At 51.8% G+C, this 22,992-nt stretch carries 15 protein-coding genes; 1 reads left to right on the top strand and 14 read right to left on the bottom strand.

Going from position 1 to position 22,992, the window contains the following annotated elements:
* Positions 1 to 965 precede the first annotated feature (965 nt).
* From SH668x_RS19065 to SH668x_RS19055, 3 genes are all read right to left on the bottom strand, one after another.
* The gene (locus SH668x_RS19065; protein ID WP_437186653.1) at positions 966 to 1,277 is read right to left on the bottom strand and encodes an HU family DNA-binding protein; all 312 of its coding nucleotides are present in this window, start codon (positions 1,275 to 1,277) and stop codon (positions 966 to 968) included.
* A 213-nt stretch (positions 1,278 to 1,490) separates the two neighbouring features.
* Positions 1,491 to 2,156 carry an adenylyl-sulfate kinase gene (gene cysC, locus SH668x_RS19060; protein ID WP_437186652.1) on the bottom strand — a complete coding sequence of 222 codons (666 nt, stop codon included), beginning with the start codon at positions 2,154 to 2,156 and terminating at the stop codon, positions 1,491 to 1,493.
* Between the two features lie 328 nt (positions 2,157 to 2,484).
* A complete protein-coding gene (locus SH668x_RS19055) occupies positions 2,485 to 3,255 on the bottom strand; it encodes a PIG-L deacetylase family protein (RefSeq protein ID WP_437186651.1) in 771 nt (256 codons plus the stop codon).
* 533 nt (positions 3,256 to 3,788) lie between these two features.
* Here SH668x_RS19055 and SH668x_RS19050 point away from each other — a divergent pair.
* Entirely contained in the window at positions 3,789 to 4,652 is an 864-nt protein-coding gene (locus SH668x_RS19050; protein WP_437186650.1) for a radical SAM protein, read from the top strand.
* Between the two features lie 183 nt (positions 4,653 to 4,835).
* Here the strand turns inward: SH668x_RS19050 and ahcY are convergent, their stop codons facing one another.
* The 11 genes from ahcY to SH668x_RS18995 form a co-directional block, all read right to left on the bottom strand.
* On the bottom strand, positions 4,836 to 6,164 hold the full coding sequence (gene ahcY / locus SH668x_RS19045; protein WP_437186649.1) for an adenosylhomocysteinase: 1,329 nt from the start codon (positions 6,162 to 6,164) through the stop codon (positions 4,836 to 4,838).
* Positions 6,165 to 6,471: 307 nt separating this feature from the next.
* Positions 6,472 to 7,788, bottom strand: coding sequence for a DUF1552 domain-containing protein (locus SH668x_RS19040; RefSeq protein ID WP_437186648.1), 1,317 nt, complete (start codon positions 7,786 to 7,788; stop codon positions 6,472 to 6,474).
* A gap of 27 nt (positions 7,789 to 7,815) precedes the next feature.
* The gene (locus SH668x_RS19035) at positions 7,816 to 10,191 is read right to left on the bottom strand and encodes a DUF1592 domain-containing protein (RefSeq protein ID WP_437186647.1); all 2,376 of its coding nucleotides are present in this window, start codon (positions 10,189 to 10,191) and stop codon (positions 7,816 to 7,818) included.
* 128 nt (positions 10,192 to 10,319) lie between these two features.
* Positions 10,320 to 11,198, bottom strand: coding sequence for a dTDP-4-dehydrorhamnose reductase (gene rfbD, locus SH668x_RS19030; RefSeq protein WP_437186646.1), 879 nt, complete (start codon positions 11,196 to 11,198; stop codon positions 10,320 to 10,322).
* A gap of 35 nt (positions 11,199 to 11,233) precedes the next feature.
* The gene (rfbB, locus tag SH668x_RS19025; RefSeq protein ID WP_437186645.1) at positions 11,234 to 12,304 is read right to left on the bottom strand and encodes a dTDP-glucose 4,6-dehydratase; all 1,071 of its coding nucleotides are present in this window, start codon (positions 12,302 to 12,304) and stop codon (positions 11,234 to 11,236) included.
* 201 nt (positions 12,305 to 12,505) lie between these two features.
* Positions 12,506 to 13,342: a glycosyltransferase family 2 protein gene (locus SH668x_RS19020; protein ID WP_437186644.1), complete on the bottom strand. Its 837-nt coding sequence runs from the start codon at positions 13,340 to 13,342 to the stop codon at positions 12,506 to 12,508.
* 295 nt (positions 13,343 to 13,637) lie between these two features.
* Complete coding sequence (locus tag SH668x_RS19015) at positions 13,638 to 16,682, bottom strand: TlpA family protein disulfide reductase (RefSeq protein ID WP_437186643.1); 3,045 nt, start codon at positions 16,680 to 16,682, stop codon at positions 13,638 to 13,640.
* Positions 16,683 to 16,686: 4 nt separating this feature from the next.
* Complete coding sequence (locus SH668x_RS19010; protein WP_437186642.1) at positions 16,687 to 17,745, bottom strand: squalene--hopene cyclase; 1,059 nt, start codon at positions 17,743 to 17,745, stop codon at positions 16,687 to 16,689.
* Entirely contained in the window at positions 17,742 to 18,434 is a 693-nt protein-coding gene (locus tag SH668x_RS19005; RefSeq protein WP_437186641.1) for a hypothetical protein, read from the bottom strand. The genes SH668x_RS19010 and SH668x_RS19005 overlap by 4 nt, the downstream gene beginning before the upstream one ends.
* A gap of 143 nt (positions 18,435 to 18,577) precedes the next feature.
* On the bottom strand, positions 18,578 to 19,426 hold the full coding sequence (locus SH668x_RS19000) for a hypothetical protein (RefSeq protein WP_437186640.1): 849 nt from the start codon (positions 19,424 to 19,426) through the stop codon (positions 18,578 to 18,580).
* Positions 19,427 to 19,601: 175 nt separating this feature from the next.
* A complete protein-coding gene (locus tag SH668x_RS18995; RefSeq protein WP_437186639.1) occupies positions 19,602 to 22,862 on the bottom strand; it encodes a hypothetical protein in 3,261 nt (1,086 codons plus the stop codon).
* Positions 22,863 to 22,992: the final 130 nt, after the last annotated feature.

The following is a 22,992-nucleotide window of genomic DNA, read 5'->3' as shown; positions in this document are numbered from 1 at the left end:
CTTGCAACCCTTCTTGTGTGCTACTCCGCGACCACATGCCAACCTTGATTGTTAGCGTGAGAACACTGGGCTCAACACGCTGGCGCCATTCCACAATAGCACAAGGAAAAGTAGTGAGAGCGGGGAAAGCAACTGAACACTGAGCCGGGACGAGAGGGGTCCAAAGCTCGGAATGGATAATAGACTCAACAGGGCTGATCGTACTGCTGAGAGCTCGCGAGTCAAAGCGAAAAGGACCCTCGAACAGGCACATTTTTTTGTGCCAATCACAATCATCTTGCACAATCAACGATTGCGACAAAAAGAAATTTTTCACAACGATTGGCACGTGTCGACAAGGTGTTTACAGAGCGATTGTGGCAGATGAAACGGTCACGAAAGCTGCTTGTGGATCTTCGGGCTTTGACAGCATTTTTCCACGTCAAACGCGTTGAAAACCCTTTGAGTAGGTTTCTTGTGAGCATGGGAGCGTCCTTGCTGACTCCAACTCAAATCGCGATTGAATGCGTTGAGCACAGGATGCACTGGTGTTGTGATTTGCCAGCTCGGCTGGCTACCGAAAAGGCTCTGCATTGCCTTCGCGTGCGATCTGAGTGGAATGTGGGATGCGAACTGTTTCAGTTCAGCGGTCGGCATCTAAACACGCCACTTTCTCTCAAGTACGTAGAGTTGTCGAGGGGCGCTGTTTTCAGTGCGAAGCCAGTGAACCTGAATTGAGCGGGTAATCCGGTCTGTGAGCTGCTTGTGTGGGGTGGAGTTATTCGGAAGCGTACTGTTGCCGTCGTGCGGGGTTTGTCGTTGATTGAAGTCAAAGACGGGGCGGCAGAGCTGGTGTGAGACTGCGGGGTTATAAAAAACAGACACCCCAACAAAATTGTCGGGGTGTCTGTTTGAATCTCATGATCTCAGTGAACAGCGGTGCATTCAGCAGGGCACCAAGCTGACCATCGCGGGCGCGATGTAAATTAGACCATCTCTTTGAGTTTCTTGAGAGCAGTGACTTTGACGACCTTGCGAGCCTTCTTAGCAGCGATAGGCATCTCTTCGCCAGTCTGTGGATTGCGTCCAACGCGAGCTGGAGTTGCCTTCTTCTGCTTGATCGCAATCTTGAGAAGACCTGGGAGTGTGAAGACCCCTGCACCCTTCTTGCCGAGGCTTTCTTCGATCAAGCCTTCGAGCTTTTCCATCACTTCGGCAACGTCTTTTTTGGCAATGCCTGTGCGCTCGGAAAGTTCGGACAGGATCTGAGTCTTTGTCAATGGCTTAATGTCGGCCATCGTGGCTCCTTTCAAAATGGCATCAAATGGGACGCTGATCAGCTGAAATGCTGGGCTTAGTAGAGTCCGCTTCTGAAGGGTTGTCAATTAACCAACGCATCGAAAGTCAGCAAAAGCAGACATTTTTCGCGGAAATTCCGCGGTCGACGCGAGGAAACGTCCCTCTTTGAAGCAGACCTGCACCGTGTGCATGGAGAGTTTCTCTCCAAGGAACTAAGCCTTCAGGTAGCCTTTAGCGTCCAGGTAGGCGATCACTTCGTCTGCCAGTTCTTCGATTCCCTTGCCGTCCGAGTCCAGAACCAGTTCTGGATTTTCTGGCTCTTCATAAGGAGCGTCGATGCCAGTGAATCCCTTGAGTTCGCCTGCACGAGCTTTCTTGTAAAGCCCTTTGGGATCTCGTTTTTCGCAAGTATCCAGCGACGCTTTGACGTAGATCTCGATGAACTCGCCTTCCGCCAGAATCTTGCGGACGTTGTCACGGTCGATTCGGTAAGGGGAGATGAATGCGGTCAAAGTGATGATTGCAGCGTCTGAGAATAGCTTGGAGACTTCGCCAATTCGGCGAATGTTTTCCATGCGATCTTCGGCGGAGAAGCCAACGCCAAAGCGTGCACCAGCTTCTTCTGAGAAGCCTGCCTTCTCGACCAGTGATTTCTTGTCCTTGTTCAGGCCGAAGCGAATGTTGTCGCCGTCAAGAACGTAGGTTTTCTTGCCCAACTGGTGCAGTTTGTGGTCGACGGTGTTCGCGATGGTGCTCTTTCCGGAACCGCTCAGTCCGGTGAACCAGATCACGGCACCCTTGTTGCCCATGAGTTCGCGACGCTTGTCGCTCGAAACCTTGTGCTCATGCCATGTAATGTTGACGCCGCCGTCTGCCATCTTTGAATTCCAGTTATTGCAAGTTTTTCTGTTTTTGTCCGATTTACTCGGCGCATCCTAGAGAAACCGGAGAGAGCTTGTCTACCTCTCGATTTGATTGTTTTTTTTGCCCAGTTTTACATGAGGCTCTGGTGGAATTCTGGATGCTTCGAGTGCTCATTTCTTCGGCAAATTGTAGGCAACCACCGAGTGGAATCGCAGATCCCTGGTGAACTCCGTAGAATTGTTTTCGAATGTCACCAGAATCAAAAAAGGCAGCGTGGAACGGAAATTGTTCCACATTGCCTCGTTGGAAAAAGTTGCCAATCTTCACTGGGCGAAGGGCAAATTAGCCGTTCAACGCCTGCAGGAGCAGATTGTCGTGCGGGTATGGGTGACCGGAGTGCTGGCGGAAGCCTTCTCCATACTTGTAGCCCCCTTCTGCACCACGAATTCCTGCCCAACGACGGCATGAGTCGAGATACTCGTCCATCCCATGCTGACGCTGAAGCCATTCACGCTGGCTCTTGTGGCACGCCAGCATTTGAAGTTTGAGTTCAAATGTTTCGGTGATGTCGACGATGAAATCGGTTTTCACCTTTTCGCCGTACCAATCAATTCCTTCGATTGGGTCGACATAGTACAGAGCCGGAATTCCCTTGGTCAGCGGTGCTGGGTCAGGCTGGCCTGTGTAGTAATTCGGAACCGCAGCGGTGAAGCAGGCATCTCGAACGAGCCGGCTCGTCATTTCATGATCGCTCATGTAATCGACAGGTGGTGCGGTGATGACGATGTCAGGCTGGGCGATTCGGAACGCCTCAGTGACTCGACGGCGACTTTCGTCGTTCACGTCGATGCAGAGGTCGCGGAATTCAAGGCAGAGGCATTCGACGCCGAGGAGTTTCGCAGAATCCTGTGCTTCCTGGCGACGAACCGCTGCAATTTCGTCCGGCCCGAGTTCTGCGCTTCCCTTGTCACCCGGCGTCATATTCGCCATCACGACGTGGTGACCTTTTTGCTTCAATAACGCCAATGTTCCCACGCACTGAAGTTCGAGGTCATCTGGGTGAGCGTGAATTGCAAGGATGCGAAGTGGACTCGCGACGCGGGAAGCAGACATGCAAAGCGACTTTCGAGGTGAAGGACGATGAGAATCGTTGATTGAATTCACCCACAGTATTTCGATTCGGTTCGCTGACGTCGAGTCATGGCCGACTGAAGATTCGCGTTTTCGTCAGCGAAAATGAGTCGGAATCAACAGCATTGGATGGGAATGTTCCAGAGTTTCGCTGTGTTATGGGGAGTCGTAGGCAATGGATGGGATGTTGTTTGGTGTGAGTTTTCAGCAGGTGACAAACCCTGATTCTCTGTGTGCAGCGTCGAAGAAAAAGGATATTTTTTTGACATTAACATCAGTTGTTTCAGATTCAGCCCTTCTCTCAGGCGTATGTGGCGGCGAATGGCGACAAAAACTCGTTCAAACGTTGCGTTTATCGCTGCCGGATCGCCACACTGTTGTGAGAGGCGATCTGGCGGAATCAATTCTGTTGTTGGGGCGGAATCCCATCGACGACCGTGGTTCCCCGACTAGAATGAACATGATCGTCCCGTCGTGTGTCTGAACGACATCCAATTCCGTCGATCCTGATATGGATGACTGTTATTTCTCTGCCGCAGCACCACCTTCACTCACGTCTCTACGAACAGAACAAGTTCGTCTACCCCGTCGTCTCCCGCAGAAGCCGGGGAATTTCGATCGGAGTGAACCTGAATCCGGACAAAATCTGTAACTTCGATTGCATTTACTGTCAGGTCGATCGTCGAAGTGAGGCCGAAACCCGATTTGTCGAGCTTGACCGACTTCTCACCGAAATTGATCAGATGCTCAGTTTCGTATCGACTGGTGAAATCTATCGAGATTTGAAGTTCGCTTCCTTGCCGGAAAATGTCAGACGATTAAATGACATCGCGTTTTCGGGTGATGGGGAGCCGACGACCTTCAAAAACTTCGACGAGATCATGCAGCGGGTCGCTGGACTCAAGGAAAAGCACGACCTCCCGAACGTGAAGATGGTGCTGATTACCAATGCCAGCATGTTCCATCGCGAGAAAGTGCAACGAGGACTCGAGATCCTCGATCAGAACAACGGTGAGATCTGGGCCAAGCTCGATGCCGGGACTGAGGATTATTACAAGCTGGTGGAACGCACGAAGATTCCGTTTCAACGGATTCTTGACAATCTGCTCCTCGCTTCTCGAGTTCGACCAATTGTCATTCAAAGCCTGTTCATGCAGGTGAACAAGGTGCCTCCAGATGAAAATGAGATCACTGAGTTCATCAACAGGCTGAACGAGATTCAAAAAGCACGTGGTCAGATCAAGCTCGTTCAGGTTTACACCGTCGCACGTCCGCCGGCCGAGAGTTATGTGACTCCCCTACCCGACGAGGAAGTCGACAGGATCGTGCAGCGAGTGCTCAACGAGACCGGTATCCCAGCAGAACCGTACTACTCGTAGCGACGCCTTTCTGCTGAGTTTCTGAAGTGCGATTGCGAGCACCACAAAAAAAGAGCCCCGCGTTAATGCAGGGCTCTTTTCTTTTTTTATCGATCGTCTGTTCTTGCAAGCAGGCTCGCGAAGTGTTTGTCTCCGAAAAGTCTGGTGTCGGTTTAGCAACGCCAGATTCAGGAGACGGGTCGATTAGTAGCGGTAGTGGTCTGGCTTGAATGGACCAGCCACTGGCACGTTCAGGTAATCTGCCTGTGCCTGTGTCAACTGGGTCAACTTGACTCCAAGTTGATCGAGGTGAAGGCGGGCCACTTCTTCGTCCAGTTCCTTTGGAAGAACGTGAACGCCGATTTCGTACTTGCCTGGATTGTTCCAGAGTTCGAGCTGTCCCATGACCTGATTTGTGAAGCTGTTCGACATCACAAACGATGGGTGTCCTGTTGCACAGCCGAGGTTTACCAGTCGGCCTTCGGCGAGAACGAGAACCGCTTTCCCGTCTGGGTACACAAACTTGTCGACTGGTCCACCGACGTCAGAGTCAGCTTTGACGCGAATACGCTGAATATCTTTGCGATTCTTCAGGTAGGCGATGTTGATTTCAGAGTCGAAGTGACCGATGTTGCAAACGATTGCGTTGTGCTTCATCTTGTCGAGATGAGCACCGGTAATCACGTCGATACAGCCAGTTGTGGTGACGAAAATGTCTCCAAATGAGGCTGCCTCTTCCATGGTCGTGACCTGATATCCTTCCATTGCAGCTTGCAATGCACAGATCGGGTCGATTTCGGTGACGATGACGCGCGCTCCGAATCCGTCCATCGCGTCGGCACAGCCCTTACCCACGTCGCCGTAGCCGCAGATCACAACAACCTTACCTGCGACCATGACGTCCGTAGCGCGTTTGATTCCGTCAGCGAGTGATTCGCGGCAACCGTAGAGGTTGTCGAACTTGCTCTTGGTAACGGAGTCGTTGACGTTGATCGCTGGAAGGCCGAGTTTCCCAGCGGAGAACATCTGTGCGAGACGGTGAACGCCAGTGGTTGTTTCTTCTGTCAGCCCCTTGATCCCTGGAATCAGGTGTGGGTACTTCTCGTGGACCATCACTGTGAGGTCGCCGCCGTCGTCCAGGATCATGTTCAATGGCTGACCATCTGGCCAGAACAGTGTCTGCTCGATGCACCAGTTGAACTCTTCTTCAGTTTCGCCTTTCCAGGCAAATGTCGGAATCCCTGCGGCAGCCATCGCTGCGGCAGCTTGATCCTGTGTCGAGAAAATGTTGCAGCTAGACCAGCGAACTTCAGCTCCGAGTTCGACGAGTGTTTCCATCAGAACAGCAGTCTGAATGGTCATGTGGAGGCAACCAGCAATACGAGCACCCTTAAGTGGCTTGCTGGGGCCGTATTTCTTGCGGAGGGACATCAATCCTGGCATTTCGTATTCTGCCAGTTCGATTTCCTTACGGCCGAGTTCAGCCAGTCCAAGATTCTTGACTTTGTATGGAAGTGCTTCGACAACAGCCATTGGTCCTGTTTCCTCTGTCTTGTGACGGTCAGTAGAGTTTCACTGGCCGCACAGGTTTTCACTCAAAAATGGTCGCCAGATACGGCTGCACCCTTGTGGCAGCATTTGCCACGAACCAAATACAGTAATCGCTACTCGGCGGCCCGTACAGGAACAACGGAGTATCAGCCCGAACGGATTGCTGGGTGTCAACTTGTCGGCGATTGTTGATGGGTTCGTCGCCAATTGCGACGTGACAACAATGCAAGTTTCGCTGGTCTTTCAAGCGACGGTAGTCCACTGAGCTGAGCGACCGCCGCCGTTGGGGCTAGCTCAAGTCTAAAGGACCATCCGCACAGTAATTTGGATTTCCAAAGTGCGGAATATGGTGCCCCATTCCGTGAGCAAGCGACATGAGTAGGCGGTTGTGCGGAACTGCGTCCAACTGCAGGGCTTGCCCCATTTTGAAGTCCATCCCATTCCCGATCAGGACGAATGGAATGTTATTCAATGTATGAGAGTTTCCTTCCCCAAGCTCGTTTGTCCAAACAACGGTCGTGTTGTCCAACAGGCTGCCATCTCCGCCCGGCTCGGGGGTCTCCGCCAGTTTTTTCACCAGGTAAGCGAGTTGCTCGCAATACCAGCGGTTGATCTTCGTCAGCTTTTCTTGTGCGTCTTCGTTGCTGTTGGGTTCGTGGGAGAGAGTGTGATGCGTTTCGTCGATATTGAGCCACTTCATTCGTGCCTGTCCCACTGAGTGTGTGAACTGCATCGTCGCTACTCGGGCGAAGTCAGATACGAAACTGTTTACCATCAGGTCGACCTGCATGCGGGACAGTTGCGGTAAGTTATCGTTGGCAACGACAACTCCCGGATCGAGTTCAGGGACAGCGTGCGTGTTGGAACTGTTTTGGGCTGCTGCGATTTCAAGTTCCATTTGCCGAACGAATTCAGCGTGTTCCTGGAGGAGTTTCTGGTCCTCAGAGCTGACAACAGATTCGACTTTCTTCAGGTCGCCGGAAATCTGATCCAGGACGCTCTTCAGGCTCTCCTGATCTTTCATTCCTCCGTACAGCTTCTTGAACATCTGGTATGGGTTGTCGATCGGGGCGATCGGACGATTCGCTCCTGCGTACACCATGCGGGTCCAGGTATCGGCACGTTCAGGTACAACGACACCGAATTCCAGCGATCCAAAGCGGGTTTTCGTCGCTGCCTGTGACTGAAGATAATTTTTGACCTCTTGATCGATCGAAATTCCGCTGGCCCACCCGGCCGGTGTGTCGGATCCCCCTTGAATATTCCCCGGAAAGAGTTCGATTCCAGTGAGAAGACAGCCCATTCCACGCATGTGAGCATCTCCGTCTCCCCGAATCTTGTCACAGACCCCATTTAAGAGGAGCGTGCGATCTTTGTACGGCTCGAGCGGTGCAAGAATTTCTTTGAATTCTGCAAGCGGTCCCGCTTCATCCTGCCAGAAATTCTTGCGTACGACACCGTTGGGGCTGAAGAGAATGACGAGTCGTTTTTTTCGAGCCTGTGAGTTTTCAAACCCAAGGCTAGGAAGATTGCAAATGAATGGAAACGCAGCCGCACTCATCCCGAGTTGCTTCAGGAATCCTCGTCGAGATGATGCATGAATCATGGCTGTGCTCCAATCTTGGAGAAGTGATTAGTGGTTAACAGAAGCCGTCGACTTCTGTCGTTCGAGTTGCCGGGCACCCAGTGCGGATGACACGACAATGTTCTTCATCAAGGTGCGAATATTCGTTCCAGAATCAGCAAATCGCTGTGTCTGTCGACTCAATTCCTCAGGCCCAAACGCTCGTACTGGCTGCTTGACGAGATATTGAAATAGCTGTTCCGTAAATGCTTCGCGAGTTTCCGGGGAAGAGGCGAGAAACTCCGCGAGTTCGCGTGAGCCATGAAAACTCGTCTCTGTCCCGAATCGATCGACATAAGATCCTGCGTCATTGATTTCCTGGTTCTTGTCCTGACTTCGGTATCGGCCGCTCGCGTCAAAATGTTCCAGCGAAAAACCCAGATCGTTGATCATGGTATGGCACGTCTGGCACGAATTCGGACTGGTCTGGATGAGCACGCGTTCGCGGGTTGTTAATCCTGCGTGCAAATCTGGAGCGAGTGGAGCGACAGCCTCTGGGGGCGGTTTGAGTCGACGACCAAGTAAGCTGCGAGAAATGAATACTCCACGATGGATGGGTGAAGTCTCCAGGTCGTACGCAAACCCCGCCAGCAGAAGCGGATGTGTCAGTACACCAGATCGGGCCTGACCTTCAAAGACATACCGTTGGAGTGGAGAATCAGCGGGAAGGTCAGCCCCGTAATAGGTCGCCAATCGCCCGTTCAGATAAAGCCCGTCATCCAGAAAGAATTGCTTCAGATCAGCTTCAGGACTGTTGATCACCTCATCCAGAAATAGCTCAAGCGAAGCCTGCAGGTCAGAGACCATTTGGTGGTCGAACCCCGTATGAACTTTCTGGTCTTTCACAATCTCGACCATGTGGTCAAGTCGCAGCCACTGCTGGAGGAATCCCAAAAGTTTAGTCTTGCTGCGATAATCGCCCAGCATTCTCTCGACTTGCTGTGAGATTTGTTCTTCGGTTTCGAGTTCGCCACGACCTGCCGCGTCGAGCAGCGCCTGATCGGGAATCGAATCCCAAAGCGTAAACGAAAGCCATGATGCCATCGAATACTGATCAAACTGTTGGTGGCCATGCTCCCGATACAGGAACGCGGGAGACATTAAAGTTCGCAAGACGACGCGTTTGACGCCGATTTCCTCCGAGACCCCTGTTAATTGGCGGTCGATGAGTTCGTGGATTTGCTCTTCGCTCAGGGGGCGACGAAATGCCGTTGTGACAAAGCGGATGCTGAAATCGCGAATTTTCTGGGCTCTGTTCTCGTCGTTTTCTCCCAGCCCTGCCAGAGTTGGAATTTTACTGGAAACGTAGTCACCGGTTTCAAGGCTGGCTTGAATGACCGCTTCCTTCCAGCCCTTTGAAATCGTTGTTCCCCGTTCATACCCGGAACTTCGATCATCGGGTGGAAACGGTGTGTTGATCACAAACAGTTCAGGAGCCCATTCTTTGAACAAGAAGCGGGTCGGGATCACCTCTTCAGCGAACCCGGGACGTTTCCATTTCAGTTTGATCGAAGCGGTTGGTTGCTTGTAGCGGAAAAACTCAACGCGAATCGCGTATCGACGTCCGCCGAGGAGATGAGTCGTTCCCCGGTGCGAGGTTTCTGTTCCCGATGCGACCCAGGCGTCGATCAATTCTTTCTGGTTGTCGTTGAGGAACAGCCGAACGCCATTTTCGGACTCCAGAATGAACTCGTAATCACCCGTCTTCGGAATGTAGACAGAACCGGTCCATTGGATCGAGAACTCAAGCTCATCGTGAATGTCGTCAGCAGCCCTCTTCTCGGTGTCAGGCTCACTGGGAAATCCTGCCGGCTTCTCCGCTCCAAACGAAAATGATATTTCCGGGTCGGTACGTTCGATGACTCGCTTTTTCTCGTCGAACCAGCGCAGGTTGTAATAGGCTGCCTTGAGTCCGTTCTCTTTGGATGTGGAGTCCCAAGTCTGGAAACTCCGCAGAACGTCTGTAACGGAATTTTCAAATTGACGAACCGTCAGGCGGGAGAAATCGACAGTGGCGGGGCGGATTCGGGCCTGAGCGAGAGGCGAGTAAAATTCATTGTGAATGTATGCGGCGACATCACGGGCCTCTTCGGCAGAGCAGAGTTCCGGCTCCCCTTCAGGCATGGTGCGATCGATCAGATCGGTGAGTTCAAGGACGGACTTATCGCCGGTCAGCGCGATCGAATAATCAGGCGTCCCTTCCCCCGCTGCCCCGTGGCAATGTGCACAGAGCTTTGTGTAAACCGCTTTTCCCTTGAGGAAGCTCTCTGAATGTTCGCCATCCTCTTGAGCAAGGCAAATCGTGTCACTCAAACCGAATGCAATGGTAACCAGCGTGCACAACAGCACTGCGCAGCCAACCAGGTTGCGTTTGTAAATGAACATGGCGAGTTCATGGTTGAATGAGTTTGAGGCGGGAGCAGTATTTTGGAGAGTCGCTGAGGAAAACAACGCAAAACACGTGCAATCAAAATCGTAACAGGAACTTGGACCCTCGGTCAAACAGATCCATGTCAGTTCATTGATTTTCGAATTGTTTTTACTGTCTCTGCCAAATCGTGATGCCAGTTCGGTTGCGAGATGCCGAATGCATCTTTCAACCTGCTGCAATCAAGGACAGAATGAGTGGGACGCTTGGCGGGTGTCGGATATTCACTGGTCGAAATCGGGCGAACCACTACGGCAAGCCCCGCGACATGGAAGATCTCTTCAGCGAATCCGAACCAAGTCGTCTCTGGGCTACCTGAATAGTGGTAAATCCCCCAATCCGGGGAGTGTTCAGGCATCTGTCTGATCTGCTTTGCCAGCTTCAGACAAGTTGCTGCGATGGAAGACGCCGCGGTGGGCCCCCCATGTTGGTCATTCACAACGGCAAGCTCGTTTCGTTGCGAACCAAGAGTCAGCATCGTCTTTACGAAATTTCGGCCATATGGACTGAAGACCCAGGACGTTCGCAGGATTAACGATTGCGGATTGGCCTTGAGTATCCCGATTTCCCCGTCGAGTTTCGTTTGTCCGTAAACTCCAAGCGGTGTGGTTGCATCGTCAACTCGATAGGGTCGTTTCGATTCCCCGTTAAAAACATAGTCCGTTGAGATGTGAATCAGCCGATGGCCGAATTCTCTGCACTGCTCTGCGATGATCGTAGGAGCGACTGCGTTCAGTTGATGAGCAGCATCTGCGTTTGACTCGGCATGATCTACGTGTGTGTAAGCAGCAGCATTGATGACGACACACTCTGGCGGGGCTTTTTCGAGAACCTGTTTGATCTGAAGTGTATCCATCAGATCGCAGTCCGTACGGGAATAGGCACGAATTGGGAGTTGCGTACTGGAGGAAAGCCGCTGGAGTTCCTCTGCAACCTGTCCCTGTTTTCCAAAGACAATCACCATTCCCGAACCCTGTCCCTCATGCAAATTGCTGCGGATTACTTTGTAGTGCCGAGACGCTGATCTTGTTGAAATCCACGATCGAGAACCGTTTGCCACCAGTCTCGATTGTTCAAGTACCACTCGACGGTGGACCGCAATCCTTCTTCGACGGTGACGGATGGCTCCCAGTTCAGGCTGTCTTGAATCTTGGAGGAATCAATAGCGTATCGCTGGTCATGGCCGGGGCGATCGGGAACAAAGCGAATCAGGTTTTCGTGCGGCCGATGCGGGGAGTCCGGGAGCAACTCGTCCAGAATTCGACAGATATCCCGCACGAGATCGATGTTCCGCTTCTCGTTGTTTCCACCGATGTTGTAGGTTTCGCCAACAGAACCTCCTTCGAGAATCTGGTACAGCGCCGTGGCGTGATCATCTACGAAAAGCCAATCGCGAATGTTCTCTCCGGTACCGTAAACGGGGAGGGACACCCCTTTCATGGCGTTGAGAATGATGACTGGAATCAATTTTTCGGGAAATTGAAATGGGCCGTAGTTGTTGGAGCAGTTGCTGATCAGAGTCGGTAGTCCAAATGTATGGTGCCATGCCCTGACCAGCATGTCGGAAGAGGCTTTTGAGGACGAGTATGGCGAGTTGGGGGCATAAGGAGTTTTCTCTGTGAAGAACCCTTCTGCTCCCAGCGACCCATAGACTTCGTCAGTGGAGACATGAAGGAAACGACACTGTCGCTGTTTGTCTTCCGAGAGAGTTTTCCACTGAATGCGAGCAGCCTGTAGTAGGGAATACGTTCCCATAATGTTCGTTTCGAGAAACGCTTTCGGCCCATCAATGGAGCGATCGACATGACTCTCTGCAGCGAGGTGCATCACTGCATCTGGCTGGAATTCTGCGAATGCCTTCTGCATTAGAGTCTCGTCGCAGATGTTCGCATGGAGAAATCGATACCTTGGCGACTTGTCGACAGACTTCAGGTTATCGAGATTCGCTGCGTAGGTCAGTGCATCGATATTCAGGACTTCGTGATTCGTCTTGTTCAAAAGAAAACGGATTAAGGCCGAACCGATAAATCCGGCCCCTCCTGTCACAACAATTCTTTTGGATACAGACAAGGCGAGCACCGTTGTAGTTGCGGAATTCCGTTGAGACGTTGTCTATGAGCAGAGACTTCACGATGGAATGTCTCTGTGGATTTTGCGTCAGAAGCCGATGCGCAAGCGACACTCACCCTGGAACTGGATTTCAGTCCTTTGTTGAAGGAACACTAGCATTCGCTGAGCGTTCAGATGGATCGATTGTTCAACTTCACGGACTTATTCGAAAAGTCCGTATCGGAAAATGCACCAAAGTGCTTTGAATCCATCCTTCACGCCGATTTTCTTCCCCTCAGCGTACGTACGACCGCTATAGCTGATCGAAGTCTCGTAAATCCGATATTTCTTGCGAGCGACTCGGGATGTAATTTCGGGTTCAATTCCGAATCGCTTCTGGACGAGCTTCGGTTGAATTTCCTGAATCACTTCTCGGGTGAAGAGTTTGTAGCAGGTCTCCATATCCGTCAGATTGAGATTGGTGAAGCAATTCGAGAGCGTTGTCAGGAACTTGTTTCCGCAATAGTGCCAGAAATAGAGAACTCGGTGCGGCTGATCACCTAGGAATCTGCTTCCGAAGACAACGTCAGCGCGTCCTTCGACAATCGGCTGTAACAGGCGTGGGATTTCCGCGGGATCGTACTCGAGGTCCGCGTCCTGAATGATGATCGCATCGCCGGTGGCCCGACCCATTCCAGTTTTGACCGCGGCCCCTTTTCCCTGATTGACATCATGAAAGACGACCACGATTTTATTGAGTGGGTCGTCCCCTTTTCCGTCCGTCAGCCCTTGGAGGATCTCGCGAGTTCCGTCCTTGCTGCAGTCGTCGATTAGAACGATTTCCTTGGGGATCGGAACAGCCCTGACTCGCTCAAGGAGCACCGGAAATGTGACCCGTTCGTTGTAAACAGGGATAACGACGGAGAGGACAAAACCTTCCGGGATACCGTAGATGCCCAATTGTCGGCAAGGGCCTTCGCCAAGAATTGCCAGCATCTGCTGATACCAAGCCTGGGTGTATTTCGGCGTTGAAATGGCTTGGCTTGTTTGCGTATCCATGAACAGGTAACCAATTTCGAACCAGGGATGTGATTTTTCTGAAACGAATGAATCGTACATCCTGAGGAAAGATTGGTTCAGTTGCAATCTCGACGTCTTACCCCGATCCCCGGTTTCCACGACAAATCGGGTGTGTTTGATTCAAATGCGGGGATTGTGATGTTTTGTTGCATTTTCTGGGCTGCAATCCCCCATTTGTCGCCTTGATGGGACCCAGAGGAATAGCCGCAATAGACGCGCCGAGTTCATTAGGTTCCTAATTTCGGGGCGTGCGTGATTGTGTTCACCACATGAGTTACTTGAAACTCACTTCTGTTTGATCGGGCTCCGGGGCAAGATGCTTGTCGAGTGCTCCCTTGAGTTTTTCGATCATGCTGGGACCTGCTTCGACGAACAGATGTGAGATTTTCCCGGTTTGATCGACGACGACAATCTGCGGAATTGAAGTCGCTTCGTAACGGGCCGCTGCGACTCCATCAATGTCCATCGCAACCTTGAAATCCAGTCCGAGGCGCTCCAGCGTCGACTTGATTTGTTCCTCAGGTTCTTCAAGGTTGACTGAAACGAGTTCTACCTGCGATGAATCGTAGTTTTTCATGAGGTCGTGAAGCAGTGGCATCGTTCTCAGGCAGGGGCCGCACCACGTGGCCCAGAAGTCGAGAACGATCACCTTTCCTTTTTGCTCCGAGAGCTTGAACTGACTTCCGCCAACCATTTTCAAGTTGATCTCAGGAGCGTCTTGACCCACCAGCGCTGATGAGGTCCCTGAGTCCCCATCGCCATCCCCTTGGTCTTGCGCAATCAATGGTTCTGTAGCAAACTGAAGTTTCCACCTTTGGAATGGAAGTTGAGAGCTGAGTGAGGAAATCTGCCCTCCAATGAAAATTTGATGAATCTCATTCAGGTTCACCTGTGATTCTCCCAGCACCACGTGATCCCCCGCAATGATGTCCTGATTGACTGATCGCGGAGTCATGGAGAGTCGACTACCGTCTCGGCGGACAACGAGAACGCTTCCATTGAATTTCCCTGTGGTGTCTACCTCCCCGAAGCTTTCTCCACTTGTCTGGAGTGGCGCCCCCTGAGAATTGGATGATTCGACTCCGGCTTCCGCTCGTCCGTTAATTCCCTGGGCTCCAACGCGGAGACGGACAACCATCGATGAGGAGCCTGAGTTCGATTGTGGAAGAGCAGACTCCGGTGAAAATGGCTTCGCTTCCTCAATCTCGCTCGTATGGAACCAGATGATTTGCGCGATTCGATTGCGGGGGATCCACATCTCCTCAAGATGGACTTCGACTTTGATTTTCTCTCCATCCATCTCGAGCAGTCGACAACGGAGAAAATCTCCCTGTAGTGAGCAAAGCAAATGAGTCGGTGGTGATGTCTTTTGAAGTCGTGGAAGTGTCAGCAAACGGAGTTTCTTGGCCGCCTCCAGATCGGGTTCATTCTTGGACTTGGAGAATTGGATTGCTCGAATTTGATCGTGAGGGATCAGGAGTGCTTTAGAAACGTTCGAAGCGATTGTCACTCCAGATTCGTCGATATGAGCGATTTCGCAATTTAAAAAATCACCGGACTTCAAGTGAAGTTGGCAAGTGAGATCGATCTGAGGAGCGGTTGGCGGTTGATCCAGATTCTTCAACAACGCCTTGCCAAAACGCTGTCGTGGCACCGCGTTCGCCTGAGTCTGATTCCCATCATTCGAGCTTGGTGATAGCGGCATTTTTTCAGGAAAAACGATGTAGCCGGCGGCGTTCAACAAAAGTGCACTTGAGTTTGTTGCCTCGACTGGATGCCAGCTCAGGCAATAGCAGTCAGCGGTCGCTTCTCCTTTTCCCAGCCAGCCATGAATACGCTGGTCATTGATTACCAGCTCCCCTCGAGTGACGTCTTTCGGGGTCAAGCTGCCGTCATTCTGTTCAGCTGGCTGAAATTTACTCGCTCCTAAAAAACGAACGTCCTTCAGCAATATTGAAAGTGGCGCAGCGATTGATTCGCTCTTGAATTTCAACGCCCCATCTTGAGTTTCCAGAACCGTTCCCGCGACTCGAACCCCATTTTGAAGAATGATTGTGGTATTAGGAGTGGGCGTCTCTGCCTGAGTTTTGCCGAAGTCGATCATTGCGATCTCTTTGAGCGGAACCGGGGGTGTGGTCTCCTGATCGTCCTGCTGCTGAAAGTTGAATTCATTGTTTTGCAGCGATGAAATGTTGGAATTCAAGACTCTTCCATCATTCAGCGTGAGTCTTGTCGACTCAGCTTGACTGTGCTGCGGCAGCACGCCATTCCAATGAGAAACTCTTAACCTGTCGAGACGGACGTCTCCATGACGATTGACGAGGCGGAAACCTGTTCCGATTGATTTCTTCGGCTTCCTGGATTGGACTGGGTTTTCAGGCATCTTGAGGGAAGCGATCGGTTCCCCATTGCTTCGATAAACCGACAGAGTGCCAGCGTCGGAGTCGATGTAAGCAATCAGGCTGATTTGCTTTTTGTTCGGAGACAGTTTTTCAACAACTGCGATGTCGGCGACGCGATCTTGTTCCCGTAGCACGTGCAGCGTGTCGTCCCAGACTTCAAACTTCCATCCCTGGTCCAGCGGAGAATCGGCTTCAGGGTTTGGAGTCGCCAGCCAGAGCACGAAATCAGGTAGCTCGCGCCAGGAGACCTCAAATTCAATAATGGCTTTCGACGGAACCCCAACGTCTCGGTAGAGAGCGACATTTGGCTGACGAGTGACGACCGCCAGCCCTTCGGTGGTCCATAACTCTTTGTTTGGTTTTTGATCAGTGACAGTCTGGGGGCGTTGCCCAAATCTCCTTCTGATGAGCTCTTCAGTACCTGAAGTCGCCAACCCTGCTGATTGCGACTGCCAGTTCGTTAACCCCGCGAATCCGGGAAAAACGACCTGAGGGCTTTCCGAGAGAACTGACAGTCGACTGATAGTACCCGGGTGTACTTGAACGACGCCGAACTCAGACGTTTCAATCTGGACGAGATCTGATTCCCAAGTCTTAAGCGCGCCGTAAAGTCGCTCTCCGGAGTGGAACTCGAACAAAAAACCTGATTGAGGAGGAGTGTTGCCCGCAGCATCCGGGAACTGAACGGATTCAACCTTATGAGCGGGGAACTCGAATGGCTGCGCAAACTGATCGCTCTGCCACGAAACGAATCCTTCTTTGGCGATAGGATGAAACCGCCCGTTCAAAATGCTTCCATTCTTTGTGCGCAAGGTGCCGCTGACAACTGTGCCATCTTCCGCGAAGACAGTTGCTGAATGGAATCCGACGCCAAACAAGAAAAAGATGGTAATGAAAGAGCGGAAGGCAACTGCCATATGATCACCGTTCATAAATCGGAAGAAAGCGATAGTTCACGGCAAGTGCCAGCAGAGACAAAGTTGTACTCACATAGTTCCCGTGAGAACCACGAAAGCTTCCGTCATTTTGTTGAACGGTTTTCAAGTGGCGGACCAAATTCTTGTTCCACTTCTCCCAGCTTTGAACGTTCCCCTGAAAAAGTGCCTGAGCCTGATAATAATTCTGGTATTCAATTCCCCCATGCCCGGGGCTTCCGCCTTCCACCTTGTCCGTGATGTAGGTAAGTGTCGATTTGAACTGCGGAAGGTCTTTGCGGCGAGCGACAGAATAGACAAGTGCTGCAATGGAGATTCGAGCCATCGATTCATCGAATCCGCCCAAGCCTCCGCTGTAGGCTACCTGTCCCGAAGGGGCTGTCATACTGACGAAGTACGCGATGGCCCGTTCAATGGATTCATCAGGAACTTCGATGCCTGCATTGCGAGCACCGAGAAGCCCCATCAGAACGGCACCCGCAGCTGAGGTGTCCGCATCCGTGGCGTCCGGAGAATACCGCCACGACCCGAGAGGATTTTTCTTCTGTGATGTAATGGCTGTTCTAACTGCGAGTTCAAGGGCCTGGCCGATCGAACGTTTTGGCGACTCTTTGGAGCCACTCCAGAGATTACGGTCGTCCACGACCCCGTATGATTCGGAAAGGGCCAGCATCGAGAACCCATGCAGGTACATACTGTTGCCGATATAACCTGTTTCGGCGTTCTGCTTGGAAATCATCGAGCGGAGTGCCCGTTTGATGTTTCCAGAGTAGAGTCCGAAATTCGGATCTTCTCCGGATGCAAGAAAGCACATGATCGCCAACCCCTCGCCCCCTTGGTTCGCATAGGAGTCCTGCCAGTTCCCCTCTTCAGTCTGAGTCTTCGCAAGGTAAGTCAATCCCTTTTCGTACATCTCACGGATGTCACGCGGGACGGCATCGCCTGTAAAGAACTCTGGCGATTGAGCCTCGCAGTACGAAACTGAACCGACGAGAAATGTCAGGGCGAAGGCCACTCGGGCGAATGTTCCGGAAAGGTCGTTCATTCGTCGGTCAATCCCAGTTGAGCTGCAATTCCGTTGTGGGCCCCCTGGGCTCGAAACGCTTTGAATGCAGTCCATTCAGCGTCGTCAAAGATCGGTTTCAAGTCCTGTTCGGGGATTTTCGAGATCAGGTAAAGGGCAACTTGAAATTGCATCTCGTCGGGAATTCCGTTTTCAGGAGGAGTGCTTTTTGAGAGAATGACCTCCTCCAACTCCGCGCGCTGTTTGGCGGTCATCGGCAATTGCCCGTCCAAATTGATGATCATCGCTTTGATGATGACCCGGTAATGGAGGAGTCTTCGATCGAGGTCATTCTGGAGATAGACTTCGTATTGTTGAGGGGTCAATGTGGATGCGATTGTTCGGTCAAAAAGTGACTGACGGTTGTGGAGTCCAGCGACGTACTTCTGCTGCAGCGGATAAATTGACCCCACGTAGAAATCGGAATATTCCTGCTGAGTGAGCCCCGACTTATTTAACTTGACGACCGCGCTTGAGTAATCCGTGAAGAACCGGTGAATATCTCCTCGGCCAGCCGTATGCAATTTCGCATTCTGCTCCGGCGTGAGATCGAAGGATTCGCTGAGAAAGTCCAGTTTCGCGCCTAGTGCTGCGTTTGCTTTTGCGGAAGCCTCTTCAAACGTCCTCGCATTTGAGAAGATATTCTGTAACACCATCTCGGGCGTCATCATGATTAAGTCATTCTGTGCAGAACAGGTGTGCACGCTCGTGACCGCGTAAACCGTGAGCACTTGGAGGACTAAGGCAATCTGAGACCTCATTCGATGAATCTGCATCCAGCGACACGTCCTCGAGAAATGAGATGAAAGGAACATCATTGCTTGGACTCCCCGATTGCCGCCTTCGATTCCGTCTCTTTGACGGCGCTGCTCACATCAGGCAATCGAACAGAAGCGAAGTGGCCGCCGAACCCGAGTTCTCCTTCCCACCCCAAGTGAATTCTCCCGTTTTGTGCCGACTCGGAGAGGATCTTCATTTGGCGATCCGTCAATGTCCCTTTAAGGGTGATCGTGTCTGGCAACGGCGAGTACTGAGGATAGAGGAGCATCGCGATCGGTTTATTCCAACCTTGATCCTTCGCATCAATGAGAACTTTGACGACCTCCTGTTGCTGTTCCTTTGTGAGAGTTGCTTTGAGGTCGATTTGTCGCATGGCAAGTGTAGCACCAGCGGTCTTCCGTTCCTCACGACGAAGTTCCAGCTCTGTTTTGTATTGCTGGGCCACTTCTTCTGGAAAAATCTCTTGCGATTTTTTGAGAAGGACATCAGTCAGGAGGTCACGGTAAGCGGCCGCATTATCATTGGTATTGGTGCCCATCCTGATTTGCCCGGAAATCACTCTGAGTGCATTTGTTCCTTCAGCTTTGATCTCTTCAAGCTGCGCTGCTGTCGGCTTACATACCTTATTTAACAGGTGAAGTTCGGCATTCAATAATGCCGAGAGTGTTGGAGCATGGCTGGGGTCGATTTCACCATCCTCGACAACCCTTGGCATCACCATAGGAACTGAAGCAGGTTCGGCCTGTTTTTCGATTGAGAATGCTTTCAGGAGATTCTGGAAGACACCCTGCGCACGAACCTGCTCTGGTTTCATGAATACGAAGCAGGTCAGTACACACGCAAACACGATCACTTGTCGTGGATGAATGCAGCGTATCGTCATCACAGAGTCTTCTTTCATGCATTCCCGCGACGTTGCCGTCTCGCTGCGACATCTTGAGGAACTTGATTGCATCTGTCAGAACTCTCAATTCTCGTGGTTTCAGCGACGATACAGCATCGCGCTGATGTTCAAGGGGGCCTTGAAGAACGTCGTGTTCAGTACCTGGCACAAACGATCACTTCGTCTGTCCTTCAAGTTGATTGAAGTATTGGTCCAAGCCTGATCGGAATTCTTCGGGAAGTGAAGGGCCTGACGTTCCAGTTTCCTGGATGGTTCCCAAGTCTTCCCGGATCTCTTTTTCATTCATGCCGGAGCCGACAAGTGCGAGAGCGGAATCGTTTGTCGTTCCAGTGCTTCCGCCACCTGGATTCGCCCCGCCTCCACCTCCTCCATTAGGATTGAATCGCTTGGATTGAAGGAGGAGTTCGATGACTTCTGTTTCAACGGCGATTGCAGGAGCGCCTGTTTCTGGGGTCGCGAGAATTCCCGTCGCTTCTTTCATGACCTGCGAGACGGCATTGAGAAGTTGAATTTCTTTCCCGAAGTCTGCCTCAGCGTCTGGAAGTTCCAGAATTCGCTTCACGACGTCGTCAATTCGAATCTGCAGTTCTTCCTGTGACTTCGAAAGGTTGTCTGCGTCCTGTTGATGCACTTCCATCGAGACAGCAGGTTTGGCCTGTTCCGCCACTCGGGTTTGTTCCCGCAAGTTGGTTTCAGCTTCGATGATCTTCAAGACTTCGAGAACGATCGATGGAGGAAGACTTCCTTTGGATTTGCACCCTTTGCAGGCTCCACATTTGGAAGCATCGACGAGATTTTCTGCCCATCGATCAAGGTTCTCGCTCCAGTATTCTGCTTGCGCGATGGAGAGCCCATTTTCGGACTTCAAGTCGCTCCCCAAGTTTCTGAGGCCAGCTGTGACATCCTGCGCCTTCATGTCATCGAGAACTGCTTTGAACCGAGTCAGTTTGCTGCGGTCGTAGTAAGCAGACATGTCATCCATGATTGTGGAAACGGTCTGGCTACTGATTTCTTCAATTGAGGCAAGATCCTTGAATGTGTCCAGATTGGGTTTCTGCTTCTTGGATGAGACTCCGAAGGAATTTGGAACCATTGTGCCCAGCTTTTTGGCGACTTGCTGCTGCTTACGTGCACTCGCTTTCAGCCGTTTAACAAGCGTGGTTCCCTCCATTTCGGAGAGCAACTCGTTGAGTTCATTCGCGATTTTATCGAACTCGGCCAGCAGATCGAGCTGTTCTTTCACTGCATCATTCACCTTCTGTGCAGCAGGCGAATCTGGATTTGGAGGAGGAGCCTTACCATTCCCAGCCAGCATTGTCGTTGGCAGTCCGAGTCGAGGGCTCGATCCTTTACTCTCGGTTGGATCTTTTGGCTTGTTCGGATCTTCTGGTGGAGACGTTCCCATTGTTGATTCAATGTCGACAAGGGATGGGGCTTGTTTTGTGGGAGGTGCTTCCCCTTTCTTGGGAGCGCCGCTGCCGCTGACATTCGCGAGATTATTACCAGCCTGAGGGCTTGGTGTGGACTGATTCTGTGTCCCTTGTCCCGGCTTGGCGGACTCTTTCAACAGATTTGCGACTGAGGGCATTCTGTTCCCGGAAATGTCTTTGAGCACCTGCATCATCTCGGCCCATCGTTCGAGATGGTCGACTCCGATTTCGGGATTTCGCATCGCCAGCTTGAGAATCTCTTCCCCGTTCGAGGTTAGGCCGGAAAGCTTGCGACCGTTTGCCCGTTCAGCTGCAGCCTGGCTTTCAATCCTTTTGATGACGTCGGGATCGGTCAGTTCTTCTGCAGAGAGGGAACGAAGCTGCTTGTTGGTTTCATAAAGCTGAAGCTCTTTGTCACGTACTTCGAGTGCTTGTTGGTGCCAGCGGGTCAATTGTGCTGTCACCCAAATTGCGTGTTGATCAGCATCGAGAACCTGATAGGTCGCTTGAGGCGAGTAAACTCGGCTTCGTCCCGGGAGATAGTCCTCCACAAAGAGTCGCACTCCGATCGGCTGTGGTGCAATCCCCAGTTGTTTGGCTGAAAACGTGGCAGCAAGTTCCAGTGACTCAGCGTCGCTACTCCCTGCACCGAGGATTTTTTCGCCTTTCGCTGGTGTCTCGACATTTGGATCGAGTCCCACCCATTCGATCCCTACAACCTTAACACCGAAGTCGTCGTGAGCACGAATTTGGAAGGGGAGCACTTCGCTGTCGAGCAAGACACGCTGCATTGGGAGTTTTTCTGTGACGATCGTCGGAGCAGCGTCTTCCGAGGCTGCAATCGTCAGTTTGAATGGACTAAACGCAGACAATCCGAAATTGTCTTTCCAGTCCAGTTCCAGCTGATTATCGCTTGCGAGTGCGAGAGGTGTTGATGAAAACTGCGGCCCCGATGGAACGCTGGCATTCTTGTTGACTGTCGCGGAATCAAGATCGCGAGAGATTGTCGCAGTGATTGTTGTCGAGCTCCCTTTGACAACGCTCATTGAACCGCCACGAATATCTTTCTTCATCGCGGCCGTACGTTCGAGATAAGCAGGGAGAACAATCTCGGCTCCGAGTTGGGTCAGCTCAGGTCGGATCATTGGCTCGATCGTCACGTCCTGGATGTAGTCACCAACTCGCAACTGCAAAGTACTGGCTGTGAGCTGTGGAGGCATCTGGAATTGGTAAACGCCGTCACTGAATTCCGCTTTGACAGTCTCCTGCCCGCTGATATGAGCTGCCCCGGAATGCGGGGTCCATTGCGTATTGGAAGAGAGCGAAACCGGAAGTGAAAATGCTTCTCCAATTGGAACGACAATTCGTTCGGGAAGCTGTTGAACGTCCGCGTATGTAAATCGGGATGTGTTGTTCCATGGAGCGAGATAGCGAGCCCAAGCGTTCTGGGCGGCCGAAGCAGTCACTGTCATTAGCAGTGCTGCGATCCCACCCAGTGCCACAACTCCCCAGCTCCGCTGCTTATGCCGTGGTTTCGGAACAGAGTCCGTAAAGTCTCGCGTTGCAGCCTCTTCCGAAACCTGCTTGATGGCCGCTTTGACGAGTGCGGGAGATCGTTCTTGTTCATCGGCATTGTGGGCGAGTTCAATAATCCCCAATAGCTGGTCGCCGATACTGGGGTGTTTACGACTGAGGAGTCTCGCAATCTGTTCCAGTTTCCGTTGGCGATAAACCCATCGTTGCCATGCGAGTGGAATCAGGAGCATTGAGAGAGCAGCGATTCCCCAGATCCCCCAGCGAACCGTTCGTGGAGTATCGATGAACCGGTCGAGGCAGAATGTGACGAGATAGCCAACAAAGAAAATGATCAATGTGGCAGCGACAGCCTCAACCAGCTTGATCGACCAGAGTCGACGGCGAAACACCATTAATTGGTGTCGAAGTGATTCAGGGATATCAATCAGGTGGGGACGTCGGACTGACATGATCTGCTCCCTCACGGTAGCATTGAAGAAGTTACGTAAATTAATTGCGTGAACACATTAATTTCGGCGACACAACCGTCTCGTCTGGACGTGGATCAGGTTGCAGTTTTGTGAAATATTAAATTTTCAT

This window comes from Planctomicrobium mucosum (genome assembly GCF_051466335.1).
GTDB lineage: Bacteria > Planctomycetota > Planctomycetia > Planctomycetales > Planctomycetaceae > Planctomicrobium.
This window is presented reverse-complemented; position numbering and strand designations above follow the sequence as displayed.